The following is a 19,924-nucleotide window of genomic DNA, read 5'->3' on the forward strand; positions in this document are numbered from 1 at the left end:
GCCGCGGCTTGGGAGAATCGTCCGCATGGGACACGTCGAGATTTCGCACCTTGAGTACTACCTGCCGGACGGGCGGGTGCTGTTCGACGACGCGTCCTTCCGGGTCGGCGAGGGCTCCGCGGTCGCCCTGGTGGGCGCCAACGGCGCCGGCAAGACCACCCTGCTGCGCATGATCGCGGGCGACCTCCAGCCGCACGGCGGCTCGGTCACGATCAGCGGCGGCCTCGGCGTGATGCGCCAGTTCGTCGGCACCACCGGGCGCGAGGCTAAGCAGGACGACGAGGACCGGCAGGGCCCGGCCCCGCTGGCCGCCGACGCCTCCGTCCGCGACCTGCTGGTCTCGGTGGCCCCCGAGCGGATCGCCGTCGCCGCCCGCGCGGTCGACGCCGCCGAGCTGGCGATGATCGCCCAGGACGACGAGAAGACGCAGATGGCCTACGCCCAGGCGCTCTCCGACTGGGCCGACGTCGGCGGCTACGACTACGAGACCGACTGGGACGTCTGCACCACGGCGGCCCTCGGGATGCCCTTCGACAAGGCCCAGTGGCGCGGGCTGAACACGCTCTCCGGAGGGGAGCAGAAACGGCTCGTCCTGGAGGCCCTGCTGCGCGGCCCCGAAGAGGTGCTGCTGCTGGACGAGCCGGACAACTACCTGGACGTCCCCGGCAAGCGCTGGCTGGAGGAGGCGATCAAGGCCACCTCCAAGACCGTGCTCTACATCTCGCACGACCGCGAACTGCTCTCCCGCACCGCCGAGAAGATCATCAGCGTCGAGTCGGGCGCGGCCGGCAGCAGCGTCTGGGTGCACGGCGGCGGCTTCGACTCCTTCCACGAGGCCCGCAAGGACCGCTTCGCCCGCTTCGAGGAACTCGGCCGGCGCTGGGACGAGGAGCACGCCAAGCTCAAGAAGCTGGTGGTCACCCTGCGCCAGGCCGCCTCGGTCAGCCACGCGCTGGCCACCCGCTACGCCGCGGCGCAGACCAGGCTGAAGAAGTTCGAGGAGGCGGGCCGCCCGGAGGAGCCGCCCCGCGAGCAGAACATCACCATGCGGCTCAAGGGCGGCCGGACGGGCGTCCGGGCCTTCACCATGGAGCAGCTGGAGCTCACCGGCCTGATGAAGCCGTTCGACCTGGAGGTCTTCTACGGCGAGCGGATCGGCGTGCTGGGCTCCAACGGCTCGGGCAAGTCGCACTTCCTGCGGCTGCTCGCCGGCGACGGGACGGTCGCCCACACCGGCCAGTGGAAGCTGGGCGCCCGTGTCGTGCCGGGCCACTTCCGGCAGACCCACGCCCACCCGGAGCTCTTCGGCCGCACGGTGCGCTCGATCGTCGAGGAGGAGCACGCGCTCAGCCGCGGCGCCGCGATGGGGGCGCTGCGGCGCTACGAGCTGGACCGCCAGGAGGAGCAGAAGTTCGAGTCGCTGTCCGGCGGCCAGCAGGCCCGGCTGATGATCCTCAAGCTCGAACTGGACGGCGTGACGGCGCTGTTGCTGGACGAGCCGACCGACAACCTGGACCTGGAGAGCGCCGAGGCGCTGCAGGCCGGCCTGGAGGCCTTCGACGGCACCGTGTTGTGCGTCACGCACGACCGGTGGTTCGCCAAGACCTTCGACCGCTTCCTGGTCTTCGGCGCGGACGGCCGCGTGTACGAGTCCGCGGACCCGGTCTGGGACGTCACCCGGGTCGAGCGCGAGCGCTGACCGGAGCCCTGCCCGGGCGGTGCGGGAGCGCCGATCGGGGGCCGTCCGGGCCGCTTTCCGGCCCGGCCGCCGAGGGGGGATTTTGACCGACCCCGGCGCGCCCGGTAGCCTGGGTGCTTGTTGTGCGTATTGGCTCGCTCTATCTCACGTGAGAGGTCGGTACGCCGGAGATATCAGGTCGACGACCCAGCGGCTCCCCTTGAATTGCGTCCAAGGCGGCCAGGCTGATGCCCTCGACCGGGTGCTCCTGTCAGGACTCACTCACTGAAAAGCAGAGGCTACGACCGTGCGTACGTACAGCCCCAAGCCCGGCGACGTCCAGCGTCAGTGGCACGTCATCGACGCGACCGACGTCGTGCTCGGCCGCCTGGCCTCCCAGGCCGCCAACATCCTTCGGGGTAAGCACAAGGCGATCTACGCGCCGCACGTTGACACCGGTGACTTCGTCATCATCATCAACGCGGACAAGGTGCACCTGTCGGGTAACAAGAAGACCCAGAAGCTGGCGTACCGCCACAGCGGCTTCCCGGGCGGTCTCCGCTCGGTCCGCTACGACGACCTCCTGGCGAACAACCCGGAGAAGGCCGTCGAGAAGGCCATCAAGGGCATGATCCCCAAGAACACCCTGGGTCGCCAGATGCTCTCGAAGCTGAAGGTCTACTCGGGCGACCAGCACCCCCACGCTGCGCAGCAGCCGGTGCCGTTCGAGATCACCCAGGTCGCGCAGTAACTCCGGCCACCTAGCCCCCCAACACTGAAAAGAGCTGAGGAACACCGTGGCCGAGACCACTGAAACCCTTGAGGTCGACTTCGACGAGACCGTCGTCGAGGGCGAGTTCACCTCCGAGGAGAGCTACACCTCCGAGTCGCTGGCCGGCCGCTTCGGCGAGGCCGTCCCCGGCGCCGGCCTTGGCCGCCGCAAGGAGGCGATCGCCCGCGTGCGCATCGTCCCGGGCACCGGCGTCTGGAAGATCAACGGTCGCACCCTGGAGAACTACTTCCCCAACAAGGTGCACCAGCAGACCGTGAACGAGCCCTTCAAGCTGCTGGAGCTGGACGGTCGTTACGACGTCGTCGCCCGCATCTCGGGTGGCGGCACCTCCGGTCAGGCCTACGCGCTGCGCCTCGGCGTGGCCCGCGCCCTGAACGAGGCCGACGTGGACAACAACCGCGCCGCCCTCAAGAAGGCCGGCTTCCTGATGCGTGACGCGCGTGCCGTCGAGCGCAAGAAGGCCGGTCTCAAGAAGGCCCGTAAGGCCCCGCAGTACAGCAAGCGCTAGTCGCGCCCGAGGGGGTGTGTGCCGCCCTGGTGGTGCACACCCCCGGTTGCGCTCTCACGCCCCGGAGTACCCCGTGTACTCCGGGGCGTCGTGCTCCCCGCGCATGGTGCGAAGGCCGGGGATTCGATCGAATGGACTGCCGGGTTTACCTGCCAGCAGCGGTGATGGAGGACGGGACAGTGGGACGACTCTTCGGTACGGACGGCGTACGCGGTGTGGCCAACGTGGGGCTGACGGCGGAGCTCGCGCTCGGGCTGTCCGTCGCGTCGGCGCACGTCCTCGGTGAGGCGGGGGCCTTCGACGGCCACCGGCCGGTCGCGGTGGTCGGCCGCGACCCGCGCGCCTCGGGCGAGTTCCTGGAGGCCGCGGTCATCGCCGGCCTGGCGAGCGCGGGCGTCGACGTACTGCGGGTCGGCGTGCTGCCCACCCCGGCGGTGGCCTACCTCACCGGCGCCCTCGGCGCCGACTTCGGCGTGATGCTCTCCGCCAGCCACAACGCGATGCCGGACAACGGCATCAAGTTCCTCGCCCGGGGCGGCCACAAGCTGGACGACCGGATCGAGGACGCCATCGAGGCGCACTACCGCGCCCACGCCGTCGGCGGCGAGGAGTGGAAGCGCCCGACCGGCGAGGCCGTCGGCCGGGTCCGCGAGTACACCGAGGGCTTCGACAAGTACGTCGCCCACCTGATCGGCGTGCTGCCCAACCGCCTGGACGGCATCCGGGTCGTCATCGACGGCGCGCACGGCGCGGCCGCCTACGTCGCCCCCGAGGCGTTCGCCCGGGCCGGCGCCGAGGTCGTCCACACCCTGGGGGCGGAGCCCACCGGTCTCAACATCAACGACGGCGTCGGCTCCACCCACCTGGACCGGCTGCAGGCCGCGATGAAGGAGTACCGGGCCGACCTCGGCATCGCGCTCGACGGCGACGCCGACCGCTGCCTGGCCGCCGACGCGGAGGGCAACGAGGTCGACGGCGACCAGATCATCGCGATCCTGGCCGTCGCCATGAAGGAGGCCGGCACCCTGCGCGGCAACACCGCCGTCGCCACCGTGATGTCCAACCTGGGCTTCAAGCTGGCGATGGAGCGCGAGGGCGTGGAGCTGGTGCAGACCGCGGTTGGCGACCGCTACGTGCTGGAGGCGATGAAGGAGCACGGCTTCGCGCTCGGCGGCGAGCAGTCCGGCCACGTCATCCTGCTGGACCACGCCACCACCGGTGACGGCACCCTGACCGGTCTGATGCTGGGCGCCCGGCTGGCCGCCACCAAGCAGCCGCTGGCCGACCTGGCCGCCGTGATGACCCGGCTTCCGCAGCTGCTGATCAACGTCAAGGGCGTGGACAAGGGCCGGGTGAACTCCTGCGTCGAGCTGTCCGCGGCGGTCGCCGAGGCCGAGGCCGAGCTGGGCTCCACCGGTCGGGTGCTGCTGCGCCCCTCGGGCACCGAGCCGCTGGTCCGGGTGATGGTCGAGGCCGCCGACCAGGTGCAGGCCAAGGCCGTCGCCGAGCGGCTGGCCGAGGCCGTCCGCACGTACCTGGGCTGACGCCCGCTCAGCGTGCGAGCAGGGCCCCCGCCGTGACGAACGGCGGGGGCCCTGCGGCGTTCTGGCGGGGCGGCCCGGGTCAGAGCTTGCGCAGCAGCGCGCGGCGGACCTTGTGGTCCTGGCCCTTCTGCAGGACGAGGGTCGCGCGGCCGCGGGTGGGCAGCACGTTCTCCAGCAGGTTCGGCTTGTTGATGGTGCGCCAGACCTGGCGGCCGTACTCCATCGCCTCCTCCTCCGGCACCTCGGTGAAGCGGCGGAAGTAGGAGTTCGGGTCCTGGAAGGCGGTCTGCCGCAGCTTGCGGAAGCGGTCCAGGTACCAGTTCTCGATGTCGTCGGTGCGGGCGTCGACGTAGATGGAGAAGTCGAAGTAGTCGGTGACCGCGAGCCTGGTCCGGCCGTCGGTCCCGGGCAGGGCCGGCTGGAGCACGTTCAGGCCCTCGACGATGAGGATGTCCGGACGCTCCACGGTCAGCCGCTCGCCGGGCACGATGTCGTACACCAGGTGCGAGTACACCGGCGCGGTGACCAGCTCCTTGCCGGCCTTCACGTCCGCCACGAAGCGCATCAGCGCACGGCGGTCGTAGGACTCCGGGAAGCCCTTGCGGGCCATCAGGCCGCGCCTGCGCAGCTCGGCGTTGGGCAGCAGGAACCCGTCGGTGGTGACCAGCTCGACCCGGGGGTGCTCGGGCCAGCGGGCCAGCAGCGCCTGGAGCAGACGGGCGGTGGTGGACTTGCCGACCGCGACGGAGCCGGCCACGCCGATGATGAACGGCGTGCGGGTGCGTTCGGTGTCCGGCGTGTCCAGGAAGGTGCCCAGCGCGCCCCGCAGGTCGTGGGTGGCGTGGATGTAGAGGTTCAGCAGGCGGGACAGCGGCAGGTAGACGTCACGGACCTCGTCCAGGTCGAGGGCGGTACCGAGACCGCGCAGCCGTTCCACCTCCTCGGCGGTCAGCGGCAGCGGCGTACGCTCGCGCAGCGCGCTCCACTCGGCCCGGCTGAGGTCCACGTAGGGGGACGGCGACGGGCCGGGCGTGGCGGCGCCCCGCGTACAGAGTTCGGTCAGCACATGCTCCATTGTGGGCCGTAGCGGCGTTCACGGTGGCTGTGGTGTCGGTCACGCACGGTGGGGGAAGGGTGCGAATGGGGCGTCCCGGGCGCCCTTATGCTGGCACGCATGTGCGGAATCGTTGGATACGTGGGCTCTCAGCCCGCCCTTGATGTAGTAATCGCAGGCTTGCAGCGACTGGAGTACCGGGGCTACGACTCGGCCGGTGTCGCGGTGCAGGTGCAGGGCTCCGACGGGCAGTGGAGCCTCGCCACCGACAAGCGGGCGGGCAAGCTCGCCAACCTGGAGAAGTCGCTCGCCGAGACCCCTCTTCCCGGCGGCACCACCGGCATCGGCCACACCCGATGGGCCACCCACGGCGGCCCGACGGACGCCAATGCCCACCCCCACCTGGACGACGCCGTCCGGGTGGCCGTGGTCCACAACGGCATCATCGAGAACTTCGCCCAGCTGCGGGCGGAGCTGACCGAGCGCGGCCGCACGCTGCGCTCCGAGACGGACACCGAGGTCGTCGCGCACCTGCTGGCCGAGGTGTACGAGGGCGACCTCGCGGAGGCCATGCGGGTCGTCTGCCGCCGGCTGGACGGCGCGTTCACCCTCGTCGCCGTGCACGCCGACGCGCCGGACGTGGTGGTCGGCGCGCGCCGCAACTCGCCGCTGGTGGTCGGGCGCGGCGAGGGCGAGAACTTCCTCGCCTCGGACGTGGCCGCGTTCATCGCCCACACCCGCGAGGCGATCGAGCTCGGTCAGGACCAGGTCGTCGAGCTGCGCCGGGACGGCGTCACGGTGACCGACTTCGACGGCAACCCGGCCGAGGTGCGCGAGTACCACGTCGACTGGGACGCCTCGGCCGCCGAGAAGGGCGGCTACGACTACTTCATGCTCAAGGAGATCGCCGAGCAGCCGAAGGCCGTCGCCGACACCCTCCTCGGCCGGATCGGCACCGACGGCCGGCTCACCCTCGACGAGCTGCGGATCTCGGACGCTGACCTGCGCTCGGTGGACAAGGTCGTCATCGTCGCCTGTGGCACGGCCTTCCACGCCGGCATGATCGCCAAGTACGCGATCGAGCACTGGACCCGCATCCCCTGCGAGGTCGAGGTCGCCTCGGAGTTCCGCTACCGCGACCCGATCATGGGCCCGGGCACGCTGGTCATCGCTATCTCGCAGTCCGGCGAGACCATGGACACCCTGATGGCGCTGCGGCACGCGCGCGAGCAGGGCGCCAAGGTGCTGGCGATCTGCAACACCAACGGCTCGACCATCCCGCGCGAGTCGGACGCGGTGCTCTACACGCACGCCGGCCCGGAGGTGGCGGTCGCCTCCACCAAGGCGTTCCTGACCCAGCTGGTCGCCTGCTACCTGGTCGCGCTCTACCTGGGCCAGGTGCGCGGCACCAAGTGGGGCGACGAGATCTCCGCGGTCATCAAGGAGCTCGGCGACGCGCCCAAGCAGGTCGAGCAGGTGCTCCAGACCATGGAGCCGGTGCGCGAGCTGGCGCGTTCGCTGGCCGACGCCAAGTCCGTGCTGTTCCTCGGCCGGCACGTCGGCTTCCCGGTGGCCCTGGAGGGCGCGCTCAAGCTCAAGGAGCTGGCGTACATGCACGCCGAGGGCTTCGCGGCGGGCGAGCTGAAGCACGGGCCGATCGCGCTGATCGAGGAGGGGCTGCCGGTCGTGGTGGTCGTGCCGTCGCCGCGCGGGCGGTCGATCCTGCACGACAAGATCGTCTCCAACATCCAGGAGATCCGGGCCCGCGGTGCGCGCACCATCGTCATCGCGGAGGAGGGCGACGAGGCGGTCGTCCCGTACGCGGACCACCTGATCCGCATCCCCGTGACGCCGACCCTGCTGCAGCCGCTGGTCTCCACCGTGCCGCTGCAGGTCTTCGCCTGCGAGCTGGCCACGGCCAAGGGCCACGAGGTCGACCAGCCGCGCAACCTGGCGAAGTCGGTCACCGTCGAGTAGCCGATCGCCGTTCTGACTCGGGTGGTGCCCCTGCGGTGGCTGCGTCCTACCGCAGGGGCACTGTGTCGAGCGGCGGGGGGAACGGGGCGGGTCGATCAGCTTCGCTGAACGGGACCTCGTCGCGGTCGCGGTGGCTGCCGTGGTCGACCGGTCCTTGACCGGGGCGGGCGACGTCACCTCGAAGACCATGAGGCCGTCGGCCGCCGGCGGCCGGGAGCCGGCGCTCGGGCTCGGGAAGTGCCCCGACCGGACTGATGGTGCCGCCGGGGGTGAACCGTCCGGTCGGCGCGGCCGGGCCCCGCTCGGTTGGGCCACGCCCCGCGCGATCGGGCCCCGCGTGATGGGGCCCCGCGCGATGGGGCCCTGGTGGCCCGGAAGGTCGAACTCGATCGCGGCCTTTCGGACGAACTGCCGGTCGAGCGGCGCGGACGCGGCCTCGTGCGCTCCGTCCGGCGTGGCGTCAGGACGATGTCGCCCCCGATCGGCACGCCTTGAAGCCGGCGGTGTTCCCGCCCAGGGACGCTCGGAGGGCTTCCCCGGGCCCGGCGGGGCGCTCGACCGCCGGCGTGGCGACCCCGGCCCTTCTCCTTACTGCCTCTCCTTGCTTCCACCGGCCCTCGTGGGCGACACGGTAGGCGTTCGCGAAGCGGGGGGACTGGGGTGGGTGGGTCTGCGGGGCGGCCGCCCGCGGCGTCGGCTCGTGGCAGGTGTCGCTCGGCCACGACGCGGGCGTAGCGTCGGCGGTAGTCGTTGCCGAGGATCAGCCGAGGGTTAGGGGCTTGCGCATGCGCCGTGCTCACCGTGTCGAACAGGTCCGGGCCGCCGAGGCCGAACTGATGGCCCGGCTGCCCGAGGGCACCCTGATGCAACGGGCCGCCGCCGGTCTCGCCGCCACCTGCGCGCGACTGCTGACGCGCCGTCGCGGCCGGGTTTACGGGAGCCGGGTGGTGGTGCTCGCGGGCAGCGGGGACAACGGGGGTGACGCGCTGTACGCCGGCGCGGCACTGGCCCGGCGGGGCGCGCGGGTGACGGCGGTACTGCTCGCGCCCGAGCGCGCGCACGCGGACGGGCTGGCCGCGCTGCGGGCCGCGCGCGGGCGGGTCGTACGGGAGCAGGAAGTCGGCCTGGCCGACTTCTCGCGCGCGGACCTGGTGCTGGACGGCATCGTGGGCATCGGCGGCCGGGGCGGGCTGCGCCCGGAGGCGGAGCCGTACGCACGGGCGGCGCGTCGGGGTGTGGTGGTCGCGGTGGACGTGCCCAGCGGTGTGGACGCCGACACCGGTGAGGTGGCGGGAGTGGCGCTGCGGGCGGACGTCACGGTCTGCTTCGGCACCCACAAGCCCGGACTGTTGATCGATCCAGGAGCCTCCTACGCCGGTGCGGTGCAGCTGGTGGAGATCGGGTTGGAGCTGCCGACGGCCGACGTGGAGGCCCTGCAGCACGCCGAGGTGGCGGCGCTGCTGCCGGTCCCGGGAGCGGAGAGCGACAAGTACCGGCGCGGCGTCGTCGGGGTGGCGGCCGGCTCGGCGACGTATCCGGGGGCCGCACTGCTGGCGGTCGCCGGGGCGCTGCGCGGTGGCGCGGGGGCGGTGCGGTACGTCGGCACGGCGGCCGAGGAGGTGGTGCGACGGTTCCCCGAGGTGCTGGTCACCGAGGGCGGACCGGCCGGGGCCGGGCGGGTGCAGGCCTGGGTGGTCGGCCCGGGCGGCGGGGACGGAGCCCGGCAGACGCTCGGCGAGGCGCTGGCGAGCGACGTGCCCGTGCTGGTGGACGCGGACGGGCTCACCGAACTGGGCCGACTCGGCCCGCAGGCCCTGACCGGGCGGACGGCGCCCACGCTGCTCACCCCGCACACCGGTGAGGCGGCCCGGCTCCTGGCAGGGGCGGGGGCTGGGGGCACCGCACCGCCGCCGGCCGACGACCTGGCCGCCGCCCGGCTGACCACCGCGCGCCGACTCGCCGCCGCGTACCGGGCGACGGTGCTGCTGAAGGGCTCCACCACGGTGATCGCGGACCCGGGAGGCGCGGTGCGGGTCAACCCGACCGGCACCCCGTGGCTGGCGACGGCCGGGAGCGGCGACGTCCTCGCCGGCCTGGCCGGCTCCCTGCTGGCGGCCGGCCTGACCGCGCTGGACGCGGCATCGGTGGCGGCGTACCTGCACGGCCTGGCCGGCCGCCGCGCAGCGGGGCTGGCGGGGGGAGCGGGCGCGGGTTTGGCGGCGGGTGTTGGCGTGGCGAGCGACGAGGGGGCGCTGGGCGTGCCGGGTGCCCCGGTCACCGCGTTGCAGGTGGCGGGGGCCCTGTCGGCGGTCTGGCGCGATGTGCGGGCGTCCGCTGGGGTCGCTGGGGCCGTGGGGGCTGGCGAGGAATAGGTCGACCGGTCTACATAGTGGGTGGATTGCGTGCGCTCGCCTCGCCCGGAGCGGAGTGGGAAGTCGGCCGGGCCGACTTCTCGTGCAGGGGCAGCGGAGAGCAACTGAAGATGTAGACCGGTCTACATATTTGGTGCCAGATGCCTGTGAGCCTCTGAAGAGCAGAGGCCGGAGTGGGAAGTCGGACAGGTCGACTTCCCACTCCGGCGTTTGGTCCTGGGGGGCGGGGCCGGCCTCGGAAGGTAGACCGGTCTACATATTTGCCCGTGGTGATTCGCCCGGTAGCGAGTGCGGGGGCGGGCGGCGACCGCCGGGGGAGCAGGAAGTCGGCCGGGCCGACTTCCTGCTCCCACGCCGGCCCGGGCCCGGCCGCCCCGGCGGCGCCCGCGCCCCGGTGCCGCGGGTGCCGCAGGTGCCGCGGGTGCTCCGGCGGCGCCCGCGCCCCGGTGCTGTGGGTGCCGCAGGTGCCGCGGGTGCTCCGGCCCCGGTGGGAACCGGTGGTGCTTCGGGGGCGTCGGGGACGAGGTGGCGGGGTGTAGGGGCGGGTCGGCGGGTGGGGGCCGGGCCGCCGCGCCGACGGGCCGTTCGGCGAGGACCATGAGACGTCTGGGAGACTGACCCTGATGACAACTGCGAACACGACCGGCACGGCCACTCTCACCGACGGCGTACGGGCTGAGGCGACCATCGATCTGGCCGCCCTGCGCGGCAACCTCGCCGCGTTGCGCGAGCGCGTCGGCGCCGCCACGGTGATGGCCACGGTCAAGGCGGACGCCTACGGCCACGGCGCGGTCCGCTGTGCCCGCGAGGCGGTCGCCGCAGGCATCGGCTGGCTCGGCACCGCCCTCCCGCAGGAGGCGCTGGCTCTGCGCGCCGCCGGGATCCGCCCCGACCAGGCCCGCATCCTCTGCTGGCTCTGGACGCCTGGCGGCCCCTGGCGCGAGGCGCTGCTCGCCGACATCGACGTCTCCGTCAGCGCCCAGTGGGCGCTGGACGAGCTGCTCGCCGCCGTCCGCGCGACCGGTGTCCCGGCCCGGGTGCACCTGAAGGCCGACACCGGCCTCGGCCGCAACGGCTGCCAGCCGCACGACTGGCCGGAGCTGGTCGGCGCGGCGCGCCGCGCCGAGGCCGAGGGCCTGCTCACGGTGGTCGGCGTCTGGTCGCACTTCGCGGCGGCGGACGAGCCCGGCCACCCGTCCATCCAGGCCCAGCTGGACGCGTTCCGCGAGGCGCTCGCGTACGCGGAGGCGGCCGGGCTGCGCCCCGCGGTGCGGCACCTCGCCAACTCCCCGGCCACCCTGCTGCTCCCGCAGTCGCACTACGACCTGGTCCGTACCGGCCTGGCGATGTACGGGCTCTCGCCTGTCCCGGAGGTCGGCTCGCCGGCCGACTTCGGGCTGCGCCCGGTGATGGCGCTGACCGCCCGGCTGGCCCTGGTCAAGCACGTGCCCGGCGGGCACGGCGTCAGTTACGGCCACCACTACACCACGCCCGGCCCGACCACCCTGGGTCTGGTGCCGGTGGGCTACAGCGACGGCATCCCCCGGCACGCCAGCGGCACCGGCCCGGTGCAGATCGCGGGCAAGTGGCGCACGGTGGCCGGTCGGGTGGCGATGGACCAGTTCGTCGTCGACCTCGGCGGCGACACCCCCGCGGTCGGCGACGAGGTGCTGCTGTTCGGCAACGGCGAGCAGGGCGAGCCGACCGCCGAGGACTGGGGCCGGGCCTGCGGCACCATCTCCTACGAGATCGTGACCCGGATCGGTGCCCGGGTGCCGCGCCGCTACCTGGGCGCGACCGCCGAGGCCCCGACGGCCGCGGGCGCGGCGACCGAGGGCGCGAGCGTATGAGCGAGGAGGCCGGCTCCGGTCCGGTCGCGGCGGTGGCCAAGGCGGCCGGTGCGGCCTCCGGGGTGAGCCGGGCCGGTCTGATCGGGATCTCGGTCGGCGTGGTCGCGGCCGGCGCGGCCGCCGGTGTGGCGATCGAGCGGCTGACCGTCGGCCGGGCCACCCGCCGCCGGGCCCGCGCGGAGCTGGACGCCAACGCCCCGTACGGCTCGCTCCGCGGGCGCCCGTGCACGGTGACCGCCGCCGACGGCACCGAGCTGTACATCGAGCTGGACGGCACCGGCTGGCCCGAGCCCGTCAGCGTCCGGCCCGAGGAGCACACGGAAGAGCACCCGGAAGAACGCCCGGACGACGAGGTCGTCGCAGCCCCAGGCCCAGGCCCGGCCCCTGGTACCAGTGCTGCCGCCCGCCGCGGCTGGTTCGTCCGCCGCCGGACGGACGGCCCCGGCACCGCTACCGGCTCTGGCACCGGCACCGGCGACGGACCGGTCGACCGGAGAGGGCTGCCCGGTCTGCTGGGCGGCTCCGGGGCGCTGGTGCGGGCCGGCCGACGCTCGGGCCTCGGCCCCGCCGCCGCCGTCGGGCGGCGCGAACCGCTGACCGTGGTGTTCTGCCACGGCTACTGCCTCAACCAGGACAGCTGGCACTTCCAGCGGGCCGCGCTGCGCGAGGGCATGCGCCTGGTCTTCTGGGACCAGCGCAGCCACGGCCGGTCCGAGCGCTCCCGCTCGTTCCTGGCCGGTGAACTCGCGAGCATCGACCAGCTGGGCGGGGACCTCAAGGCGGTGATCGACGCCGTCGCACCGACCGGCCCGCTGGTCCTGGTCGGCCACTCGATGGGTGGGATGACGGTGATGGCGCTCGCCGACCAGGAGCCGGAGCTGTTCCGGGAACGGGTCGCCGGGGTCGCGCTGATCGGCACGCTGGCAGGGGACTGGGAGGCCGTGACGCTCGGTCTGCCGGCGGTCGGCGCCAAGCTGTTCAAGAAGGTCGCACCCGGGGTGATGAAGCTGCTCGGCCGCCAGGTCGAGCTGGTCGAGGCGACCCGGCGGCTCGGCGCGGACGTCAGCGCCGTCTTCTACCGGAAGTTCTCCTTCGGGGGGAAGGACGTCGACCCGGGCGTGGTGCGGTTCGCCGAACAGTTGCTCGACGCCACGCCGATCGACGTGGTGGCCGAGTTCTACCCGGTGTTCGGCGCGCACGAGAAGACCGCCGCGCTGGCGGCCCTGCGGGGCATCCCCACCCTGGTGCTCGCCGGCACCAAGGACCTGCTGACCCCGCCCGCGCACAGCGAGGCGATGGCCGAGCAGCTGCCCGGTGCCGAGCTGCTCCTGGTGGAGGACGCCGGGCACCTGGTGATGCTGGAGCGCCCGGACCTCGTCGACCAGCGGCTGGTCGCGCTGCTCAAACAGGCGGTCGACTACCGCGGCGCGGCGCCGCTGCCCTCCTCGGTGGGCGAGACGCCGTAGCGGCCCGGGCCACCGGCGCACGCCCGGCCGGGGATGTGGCACCGTAGCGGAGGCGCCCGGCGGTCGGTGCGCCGCAGTACGGATCGAAGGGCTTGAATCGCGCATGGGCTCGCACGCCACTCTCACCGTCGCCACTCCCGAGCGGATGGGCCGACTCGGCCGGGAGCTGGCCGCGCTGCTGCGGCCGGGGGACCTGGTGCTGCTCTCGGGGGAGCTGGGGGCCGGGAAGACCACGCTCACCCGGGGCCTGGGGGAGGGCCTCCAGGTGCGCGGGGCGGTCACCTCGCCGACCTTCGTGATCGCCCGGGTGCACCCGTCGCTGGTCGGCGGCCCGGCGCTGGTGCACGTGGACGCGTACCGGCTGGGCGGGGACCTGGACGAGATGGAGGACCTCGACCTGGACGTCTCGCTGCCGGAGTCGGTGGTCGTGGTCGAGTGGGGCGAGGGCAAGGTCGAACGGCTCGCCGAGAGTCGGCTGGAGGTCCGGATCGAGCGCGCCATCGGCGCCGAGGCGGACGACGACGACCTGGACCCGCGCCGGGTGCTGCTGACCGGGATCGGGTCGCGCTGGACCGGGGTGGAGCTGGCCGCGCTGGCCTGAGCCGACGAGCGCCGGCGGGCACGCACGGACGTCGGCCGACACAAGTGAATACCCACGGGCACGGGCCGATACCGACGGTTGCCGACAGACTGTCGGCAAAGTGTTGCGGGCGGGGTGCCGGGCGTGATGGGATGGGTGTCGCGGTTAGGTCTGCCTAACTAGGGAGGCGCCATGTCGAGCACCACCCCCGCCCCGGAGCGCGCGCCGCGCGGTACCGGGGCCGGAGAGCCCGCCCGCAGCGTCCAGGGCGCGCCGATGCGGGCCCTGCTGGCCGCGTGTGCGGCCGCGGAGGCGGTCTCCACTCCGCCGGAGCGCCGGGCGAGCACGGCACCGGCCGAACCGGTGGCCGACACGCCCCGCGCGGCCTGACACTCGACACCCGCCCCGAACCGGGCACCGCACCCGAGCCGGATACCCCCGAAGCGGGCCAGCCGCCCGCCCCGGGCCTGCGGGTCGCGCGTCCTCAGGCGATCACGACGACCTTGGTGCCGCTCGGCGCGAAGTCCCAGAGCAGCTGCCCCTCCGCCCGACCGCTGCGGATCCCGCCGGTCTTGGTCTTCGGGTCGGCTGACGGGGTGGCGCCGTCCACGGCCGCGCTGAAGCCGAACACCACGCCGTTCTGCTGGGCGAAGCGCACCACGTGCTCGATCTGCCGGCCGTCCGTGCCCGTGCTGGTGGCGGCCCGGCTGTACACCGGGTAGCTGCCGGGGGTCGGCTCCACCGAGCCCGGGGTGACCGCGAAGGAGGCCACCACCTGCGGGTTCTTCTTGGGGTCGACCAGCCAGACGTAGTGGCTGCCGGCCGAGTAGACGACCCGCAGACCGGCCCCCGAGGTGGTCGGGAGCGCGGGGACGGTCGGGGTGGCCGAGGCGGTCGGGGTGGCCGACGCGGACGGTCCGCCGGACGAGGCGGTGGTGCTCGCGGTCGGCCCGGTGGCGCCTGCGCGGTCCTGTGCGCCGTTGGCCTGGAAGGCCAGCAGGCTCACCACCGCCAGGGCCCCCAGGGTCAGCCCCGTGACCACCACTCCAGGACCCATCTTCGCCACGTGTCGCTCCCACCGCCGTCCCAAAACCCGTCGGCCCCATCGTGCCAGGTCCGCTCGTTCCCGCCCGCACCCCGTAGGACGTGTGTTCCGAACCAGGACGCCTTGTCGATCGGGCGGACCAGGACCGGAGGCGGTCCACGGCTCCGACCGGTCTAACCTTGACCCGTGCTGCTGCTCGCGTTCGACACCGCTACCCCCGCCGTCACCGCCGCCGTCCACGACGGCACGGCCGTCCTCGCCGAGACCGACCAGGTCGACGCCAGGCGCCACGGTGAACTGCTCCTCCCCGCCATCGACCGGGTGCTGCGGGAGGCCGGTGTCGACAAGCACCGGCTGACCGGCATCGCGGTGGGCGTCGGCCCCGGCCCCTACACGGGCCTGCGGGTCGGCCTGGTGACCGCCGCCGCGCTCGGCCACGCGCTGGGCGTCCCGGTGCACGGCGTCTGCACCCTGGACGCGATCGCCCACCGGGCGCGCGCCGAGGGCCTCGCCGGGCAGCCGTTCACGGTGGCCACCGACGCGCGCCGCAAGGAGGTCTACTGGGCCTCGTACGACGCGGACGGCCGTCGCACCGAGGGCCCCGCCGTGGACCGCCCGGCCGAGCTGACGCCGCGGCCGCGGGCCGTCGGCGCCGGTGCGCTGCTGTACCCGGAGGCCTTCCCCGGCGCGCACGGGCCCGAGCACGTCTCCGCCGGCGCACTGGCCGACTTCGCCGCCGCCGAGCTGGCCGCCGGGCGGGAGCTGCTGCCCAACGTGCCGCTGTACCTGCGCCGCCCGGACGCCCAGGTGCCCGCCGGCTACAAGGCGGTGCTCCCGGCGTGACCGGCCCGAACGGCGCGCACGGCCCGACCAGCCCGACCAGCCCGACCAGCCCGAACGGCGCGCACGGCCCCGACGGACCGGGCCACGGCACCACGCTGCGCCCGATGCGCTGGTGGGACATCGCGCCGGTGATGGAGCTGGAGCTGGCGCTCTTCCCCGAGGACGCCTGGTCGACCGGGATGTACTGGTCCGAGCTGGCCGAGGCCCATCGCGGCGGTACCCGCCACTACACCGTGGCCACCACCCCGGACGGCGCGATCGTCGGCTACGCCGGGCTGATGGCGGTGGCCGGCGAGGGCGATGTGCAGACCATCGCCGTCGACACGCGGCACCAGGGCACCGGCCTCGGCGCGCTGCTGCTCACCGACCTGATCCGGGAGGCCGCCCGGCGCGACTGCGCGGAACTGCTGCTGGAGGTGCGGGTGGACAACCCGCGCGCCCAGCGGCTCTACGAGCGCTTCGGCTTCGAACCCGTCGGCATCCGGCGCAACTACTACCAGCCGGCCGGCATCGACGCGCTGGTGATGCGCCTCGACCACCCCAGTACTGACCCGAAGGACCTGAAGGAAGACCGCCATGGCTGACGAACCGCTCGTCCTCGGCATCGAGACCTCCTGCGACGAGACCGGCGTCGGCATCGTGCGCGGCACCACCCTGCTCGCCGACGCGGTGGCCTCCAGCGTCAACGACCACGCCCGGTTCGGCGGTGTGGTGCCCGAGATCGCCAGCCGCGCGCACCTGGAGGCGATGGTCCCGACCATCCAGCGCGCCCTGGACACCGCCGGCATCAAGGCGAGCGACCTCGACGGCATCGCCGTCACCGCGGGCCCCGGCCTGGCGGGTGCGCTGCTCGTCGGCGTGAGCGCCGCCAAGGCCTACGCCTGGGCGCTGGACAAGCCGCTCTACGGGGTCAACCACCTGGCCTCGCACATCTGCGTGGACCAGCTGGAGCACGGCCGCCTGCCCTCGCCGACGATGGCCCTGCTGGTCTCCGGCGGGCACTCCTCGCTGCTGCTCAGCGAGGACATCACCCGTGACGTCCGCCCGCTCGGTGCGACCATCGACGACGCGGCCGGCGAGGCCTTCGACAAGGTCGCCCGGGTGCTCGGCCTCGGCTTCCCCGGCGGTCCGGTGGTGGACCGCACCGCCCGTGAGGGCGACCCCAAGGCGATCGCCTTCCCCCGGGGCCTGAGCGGCCCGAAGGACCCGGCGTACGACTTCTCGTTCTCCGGCCTGAAGACCGCCGTCGCCCGCTGGGTGGAGGCCAAGCGCCGGGCCGGCGAGGAGGTGCCGATCGCGGACGTCGCGGCCTCGTTCCAGGAGGCGGTGACCGATGTGCTGACCCGGAAGGCGGTCAAGGCCTGCAAGGAGAACGGCGTCGACCACCTGATGATCGGCGGTGGCGTGGCGGCCAACTCCCGGCTGCGCGAGATGGCCCAGCAGCGCTGCGACAAGGCGGGCATCCGGCTGCGGGTGCCGCGTCCGGGCCTGTGCACCGACAACGGGGCGATGGTCGCCGCGCTGGGGTCCGAGATGGTCTGGCGCGACCGCGCGCCCTCGTCCTTCGACCTGTCGGCCGACTCCTCGCTGCCCGTCACCGAGGTGCACGTCCCGCACACGGACGTGCACGGCCAGGCGTACCAGGCGCTGGGCGGCGGTCGGTGACCACCACCGCCGCGATGTGGGAGGCGCGGGCCGCCGACGGCCGCGGGGCCGAGCTGTCGGCCTGGGTCCGCGAGGTCGTGCTGCCCGCGCTGCGCGGCTCGGCCGGCCTGGTCCGCGCCGAGCTGTTCGGTGCGCCGGGCGACCGGGTGCTGCTGATCACCTGGTGGACGGCGGAGCCGGTGCCCGTCCCCGAGCCGCCCGCCGCACTGATCGGCCGCCCGGTGCACCGCTGGTCCTTCGCCAGCGAGCACCTGGAGTCCAGCGAGCACCCGGAGTCCAGCGAGTCCCCGGAGACCGGGGCGGGCCCGGAGACCTGCGTGAACCCGGCGTCCGGGGCGGACCCGGAGTAGCGAGCTGCCGGGCCTGTCCGGGAACCGAACGGCCGGCCACTACCGTGCATAGCTGAGAGCATGCTGGACGGTAGCTGGGAGCGCGGCGCGGTGGAGCGGTACGGGCGGGGCAGGACGAGGACGTACGCGGTGGGGGCGCTGGCCCTGCTGGCCGCCGCCACCGGCTGTGGCAGCGGCGGCACGGGCGCCGGGCCCGCGGCGACCGCCGCGACGACGCCGGCGGCCGGGCAGCGGCCGTCCGCCGCGGCGAGTCCGTCGCCCACGGCGACACCCGCCGCGGTGCCCGCCGCCGGGGAGGCGGCGGCCTGGGCGAAGTGGAACCTCAAGCCGCTGCCGCCCGCCCCGCCGGCGCCGGCCGACAAGCCGGTCAAGCTCGAACGGACCGGCCCCGTACCGGTGTTCAGCGAGGTGAAGACCACCGACAAGGTCGTCTTCGTGACCATCGACGACGGCGCCGAGAAGGACCCGAAGTTCGTCGAGATGCTGACCGACCTCAAGGTGCCGGTCTCGATGTTCCTGACCCGGGACATCGTCAAGGACAACTACGGCTACTTCAAGCCGCTCCAGGCGCTCGGCAACCACATCCACAACCACACCGTCGACCACGCCCAGATGAGCAAGGTCGCGCCGGAGAAGCAGAAGTCCGAGATCTGCGACGCCCAGTCCGCGCTGACCCAGCAGTACGGCACCGCGCCGCTGCTGTTCCGCCCGCCGTACGGGGACGGCGCCAACACCCCGGCGCTGAACACCTCGGTGCAGCAGTGCGGGCCGCGCGCGATCGTGCTCTGGCGCGAGTCGATGCAGATCCACGACATGCAGTACCAGGCGGCCGACAAGAAGCTGCGGCCCGGCGACATCGTCCTCGCCCACTTCCGGGGGCCCAAGGACCTCAAGGGCGAGACGATGACGCAGATGTTCGGGGAGCTGCTGGCCCGCATCCAGGAGCAGGGTTTCGCGGTGGCCCGGCTGGAGGACTACATCCGGCCGCCCGCCGGCTGACCGGGAGTCCGCCTACGGGAGCGCCACCGGCCGGCCGAGCATCATCAGCGGGCCCTGGTCGGTGCGGCAGAGGATCACGGTGACGCTGTTCGGCCCGCTCGGCTTCAGCTGGCGGCGCAGCTCCTCCGGGGTGATCGCCATCCCCCGCTTCTTGATCACCACGGTGCCGACGGCCCGCTCGCGCAGCAGCGCCTTCAGCTTCTTGATGTGGAACGGCAGCACATCGGTCAGCTCGAAGGCGTGCGCGTACGGGGTGGCGACCAGCCGGTCCGAGGTGAGGTAGGCGATCTTCGGGTCGATCAGCCGGCCGTGCACCTGCTCGGCCACCTCGGCGACCAGGTGGGCCCGGATCACCGCGCCGTCCGGCTCGTAGAGGTAGCGGCCGACCGGTCCGGCCGGCGGGTCGGGCAGGTCGCCGCCGGTCAGCGAGTCGCCGTGCGGCAGCAGGGTGGCGCGGTGCGGGCGGTCGGCCCCGGTGCCGAACCAGAGCACCGCCTCCTTGACGTCGCCGTGGTCGGAGACCCACTCGGCCTCCGCGTCGCCCGGCACGGCCGTGTGCGGGATGCCGGGGGCCACCTTGAGCGCGCCGATCGGGGTGCGCCGGCCGGCCTCGATCGCCCAGGACAGCGGAGGGGCGTACGCCTCGGGGTCGAACACCCGGCCGCGCGAGGTGCGGCGGGCCGGGTCGGTGAAGACCGCGTCGTAGCCGGTGACGTCGACGTCGGCGACGTCCGCGCAGCGCACCTCGACCAGGTCCGCCAGGCCCAGTGCGGCGGCGTTGGCGGCGGTGGCCGCGCAGGCCGCCGGGTCCCGGTCCACGGCGAGCACCTCGATGCCGGCCCGGGCCAGCGCGAGGACGTCGCCGCCGATCCCGCAGCAGAGGTCGGCCAGCCGCCGCACGCCCAGCTCGGCGAAGCGCCGTGCCCGCCACTCGGCGACGCTGCGCCGGGTGGACTGCTCGACGCCGTTGGGCGTGAAGTACATCAGGTCGGCGTCCGCGCCGAACTTCGCCCGCGCCCGCTGCCGCAGCCGGGCCTGCCCGAACGCCGCCGAGACCAGCTCCGCCGAGTACTCCCGGCGCAGCCTGGTCGCCAGCGCCAGCTCCTCCTCGGGCGCGAACTCGCGCAGCTCGGCGAGCAGGGACTGCCCCTCGGGGGTCAGCAGGGGCTGCAGGTTCTCGGTCTCCACCCGCTCATTCTC

At 73.7% G+C, this 19,924-nt stretch carries 18 protein-coding genes; 15 read left to right on the forward strand and 3 right to left on the reverse strand.

Annotated features, from left to right (window positions below; genetic code table 11):
* Positions 1-25 precede the first annotated feature (25 nt).
* The 4 genes from ACZ4UX_RS03815 to glmM all read left to right on the forward strand — a co-directional run bounded on the left by ACZ4UX_RS03815 (position 26) and on the right by glmM (position 4,523).
* Entirely contained in the window at positions 26-1,699 is a 1,674-nt protein-coding gene (locus ACZ4UX_RS03815) for an ABC-F family ATP-binding cassette domain-containing protein (RefSeq protein WP_329488108.1), read from the forward strand.
* A gap of 286 nt (positions 1,700-1,985) precedes the next feature.
* Entirely contained in the window at positions 1,986-2,429 is a 444-nt protein-coding gene (gene rplM / locus ACZ4UX_RS03820; protein ID WP_329488106.1) for a 50S ribosomal protein L13, read from the forward strand.
* Positions 2,430-2,475: 46 nt separating this feature from the next.
* Entirely contained in the window at positions 2,476-2,979 is a 504-nt protein-coding gene (gene rpsI / locus ACZ4UX_RS03825) for a 30S ribosomal protein S9 (protein ID WP_329488104.1), read from the forward strand.
* 179 nt (positions 2,980-3,158) lie between these two features.
* A complete protein-coding gene (glmM, locus tag ACZ4UX_RS03830; RefSeq protein ID WP_329488103.1) occupies positions 3,159-4,523 on the forward strand; it encodes a phosphoglucosamine mutase in 1,365 nt (454 codons plus the stop codon).
* Positions 4,524-4,602: 79 nt separating this feature from the next.
* Here the strand turns inward: glmM and coaA are convergent, their stop codons facing one another.
* Positions 4,603-5,598: a type I pantothenate kinase gene (gene coaA / locus ACZ4UX_RS03835; RefSeq protein WP_352286377.1), complete on the reverse strand. Its 996-nt coding sequence runs from the start codon at positions 5,596-5,598 to the stop codon at positions 4,603-4,605.
* Between the two features lie 99 nt (positions 5,599-5,697).
* Between coaA and glmS the strand changes: the two genes are divergently transcribed.
* The 6 genes from glmS to ACZ4UX_RS03865 all read left to right on the forward strand — a co-directional run bounded on the left by glmS (position 5,698) and on the right by ACZ4UX_RS03865 (position 14,212).
* The gene (gene glmS, locus ACZ4UX_RS03840) at positions 5,698-7,554 is read left to right on the forward strand and encodes a glutamine--fructose-6-phosphate transaminase (isomerizing) (RefSeq protein WP_465705310.1); all 1,857 of its coding nucleotides are present in this window, start codon (positions 5,698-5,700) and stop codon (positions 7,552-7,554) included.
* Between the two features lie 785 nt (positions 7,555-8,339).
* Positions 8,340-9,926 carry an NAD(P)H-hydrate dehydratase gene (locus ACZ4UX_RS03845; protein WP_465705312.1) on the forward strand — a complete coding sequence of 529 codons (1,587 nt, stop codon included), beginning with the start codon at positions 8,340-8,342 and terminating at the stop codon, positions 9,924-9,926.
* 623 nt (positions 9,927-10,549) lie between these two features.
* A complete protein-coding gene (gene alr, locus ACZ4UX_RS03850; protein ID WP_465705314.1) occupies positions 10,550-11,776 on the forward strand; it encodes an alanine racemase in 1,227 nt (408 codons plus the stop codon).
* Complete coding sequence (locus ACZ4UX_RS03855) at positions 11,773-13,242, forward strand: alpha/beta fold hydrolase (protein ID WP_465705316.1); 1,470 nt, start codon at positions 11,773-11,775, stop codon at positions 13,240-13,242. The genes alr and ACZ4UX_RS03855 overlap by 4 nt, the downstream gene beginning before the upstream one ends.
* A 103-nt stretch (positions 13,243-13,345) precedes the next feature.
* On the forward strand, positions 13,346-13,843 hold the full coding sequence (tsaE, locus tag ACZ4UX_RS03860) for a tRNA (adenosine(37)-N6)-threonylcarbamoyltransferase complex ATPase subunit type 1 TsaE (protein WP_465705318.1): 498 nt from the start codon (positions 13,346-13,348) through the stop codon (positions 13,841-13,843).
* Between the two features lie 171 nt (positions 13,844-14,014).
* On the forward strand, positions 14,015-14,212 hold the full coding sequence (locus tag ACZ4UX_RS03865; RefSeq protein WP_465705320.1) for a hypothetical protein: 198 nt from the start codon (positions 14,015-14,017) through the stop codon (positions 14,210-14,212).
* A 94-nt stretch (positions 14,213-14,306) separates the two neighbouring features.
* Here the strand turns inward: ACZ4UX_RS03865 and ACZ4UX_RS03870 are convergent, their stop codons facing one another.
* The gene (locus ACZ4UX_RS03870; RefSeq protein WP_465705419.1) at positions 14,307-14,879 is read right to left on the reverse strand and encodes a hypothetical protein; all 573 of its coding nucleotides are present in this window, start codon (positions 14,877-14,879) and stop codon (positions 14,307-14,309) included.
* Between the two features lie 174 nt (positions 14,880-15,053).
* On the opposite strand from ACZ4UX_RS03870, the gene tsaB reads away from it, so the two are divergent.
* From tsaB to ACZ4UX_RS03895, 5 genes are all read left to right on the forward strand, one after another.
* Complete coding sequence (gene tsaB, locus ACZ4UX_RS03875) at positions 15,054-15,710, forward strand: tRNA (adenosine(37)-N6)-threonylcarbamoyltransferase complex dimerization subunit type 1 TsaB (protein ID WP_352291292.1); 657 nt, start codon at positions 15,054-15,056, stop codon at positions 15,708-15,710.
* A gap of 104 nt (positions 15,711-15,814) precedes the next feature.
* On the forward strand, positions 15,815-16,294 hold the full coding sequence (rimI, locus tag ACZ4UX_RS03880) for a ribosomal protein S18-alanine N-acetyltransferase (RefSeq protein ID WP_329492135.1): 480 nt from the start codon (positions 15,815-15,817) through the stop codon (positions 16,292-16,294).
* Positions 16,287-17,375, forward strand: a complete 1,089-nt coding sequence (gene tsaD, locus ACZ4UX_RS03885) for a tRNA (adenosine(37)-N6)-threonylcarbamoyltransferase complex transferase subunit TsaD (RefSeq protein WP_329488090.1) — start codon at positions 16,287-16,289, stop codon at positions 17,373-17,375. The genes rimI and tsaD overlap by 8 nt, the downstream gene beginning before the upstream one ends.
* Positions 17,372-17,725 carry a hypothetical protein gene (locus tag ACZ4UX_RS03890; RefSeq protein WP_465705322.1) on the forward strand — a complete coding sequence of 118 codons (354 nt, stop codon included), beginning with the start codon at positions 17,372-17,374 and terminating at the stop codon, positions 17,723-17,725. Before tsaD ends, ACZ4UX_RS03890 begins: the two co-directional genes overlap by 4 nt.
* A 60-nt stretch (positions 17,726-17,785) precedes the next feature.
* The gene (locus ACZ4UX_RS03895) at positions 17,786-18,724 is read left to right on the forward strand and encodes a polysaccharide deacetylase family protein (RefSeq protein WP_465705324.1); all 939 of its coding nucleotides are present in this window, start codon (positions 17,786-17,788) and stop codon (positions 18,722-18,724) included.
* Positions 18,725-18,736: 12 nt separating this feature from the next.
* Here the strand turns inward: ACZ4UX_RS03895 and ACZ4UX_RS03900 are convergent, their stop codons facing one another.
* Positions 18,737-19,912 carry a THUMP-like domain-containing protein gene (locus tag ACZ4UX_RS03900; protein WP_465705326.1) on the reverse strand — a complete coding sequence of 392 codons (1,176 nt, stop codon included), beginning with the start codon at positions 19,910-19,912 and terminating at the stop codon, positions 18,737-18,739.
* Positions 19,913-19,924 lie beyond the last annotated feature (12 nt).

The organism is Kitasatospora sp. NPDC028961, from assembly GCF_055564815.1.

Coding starts and splice junctions, on each gene's coding strand:
- ACZ4UX_RS03815 (WP_329488108.1), top strand. CDS start 26: ATGGGACACGTCGAGATTTCGCACCTTGAGTACTACCTGCCGGACGGG.
- coaA (WP_352286377.1), bottom strand. CDS start 5,598: ATGGAGCATGTGCTGACCGAACTCTGTACGCGGGGCGCCGCCACGCCC.
- glmS (WP_465705310.1), top strand. CDS start 5,698: ATGTGCGGAATCGTTGGATACGTGGGCTCTCAGCCCGCCCTTGATGTA.
- ACZ4UX_RS03845 (WP_465705312.1), top strand. CDS start 8,340: ATGCGCCGTGCTCACCGTGTCGAACAGGTCCGGGCCGCCGAGGCCGAA.
- alr (WP_465705314.1), top strand. CDS start 10,550: ATGACAACTGCGAACACGACCGGCACGGCCACTCTCACCGACGGCGTA.
- ACZ4UX_RS03855 (WP_465705316.1), top strand. CDS start 11,773: ATGAGCGAGGAGGCCGGCTCCGGTCCGGTCGCGGCGGTGGCCAAGGCG.
- tsaE (WP_465705318.1), top strand. CDS start 13,346: ATGGGCTCGCACGCCACTCTCACCGTCGCCACTCCCGAGCGGATGGGC.
- ACZ4UX_RS03865 (WP_465705320.1), top strand. CDS start 14,015: ATGTCGAGCACCACCCCCGCCCCGGAGCGCGCGCCGCGCGGTACCGGG.
- ACZ4UX_RS03870 (WP_465705419.1), bottom strand. CDS start 14,879: ATGGGTCCTGGAGTGGTGGTCACGGGGCTGACCCTGGGGGCCCTGGCG.
- rimI (WP_329492135.1), top strand. CDS start 15,815: ATGCGCTGGTGGGACATCGCGCCGGTGATGGAGCTGGAGCTGGCGCTC.
- tsaD (WP_329488090.1), top strand. CDS start 16,287: ATGGCTGACGAACCGCTCGTCCTCGGCATCGAGACCTCCTGCGACGAG.
- ACZ4UX_RS03895 (WP_465705324.1), top strand. CDS start 17,786: ATGCTGGACGGTAGCTGGGAGCGCGGCGCGGTGGAGCGGTACGGGCGG.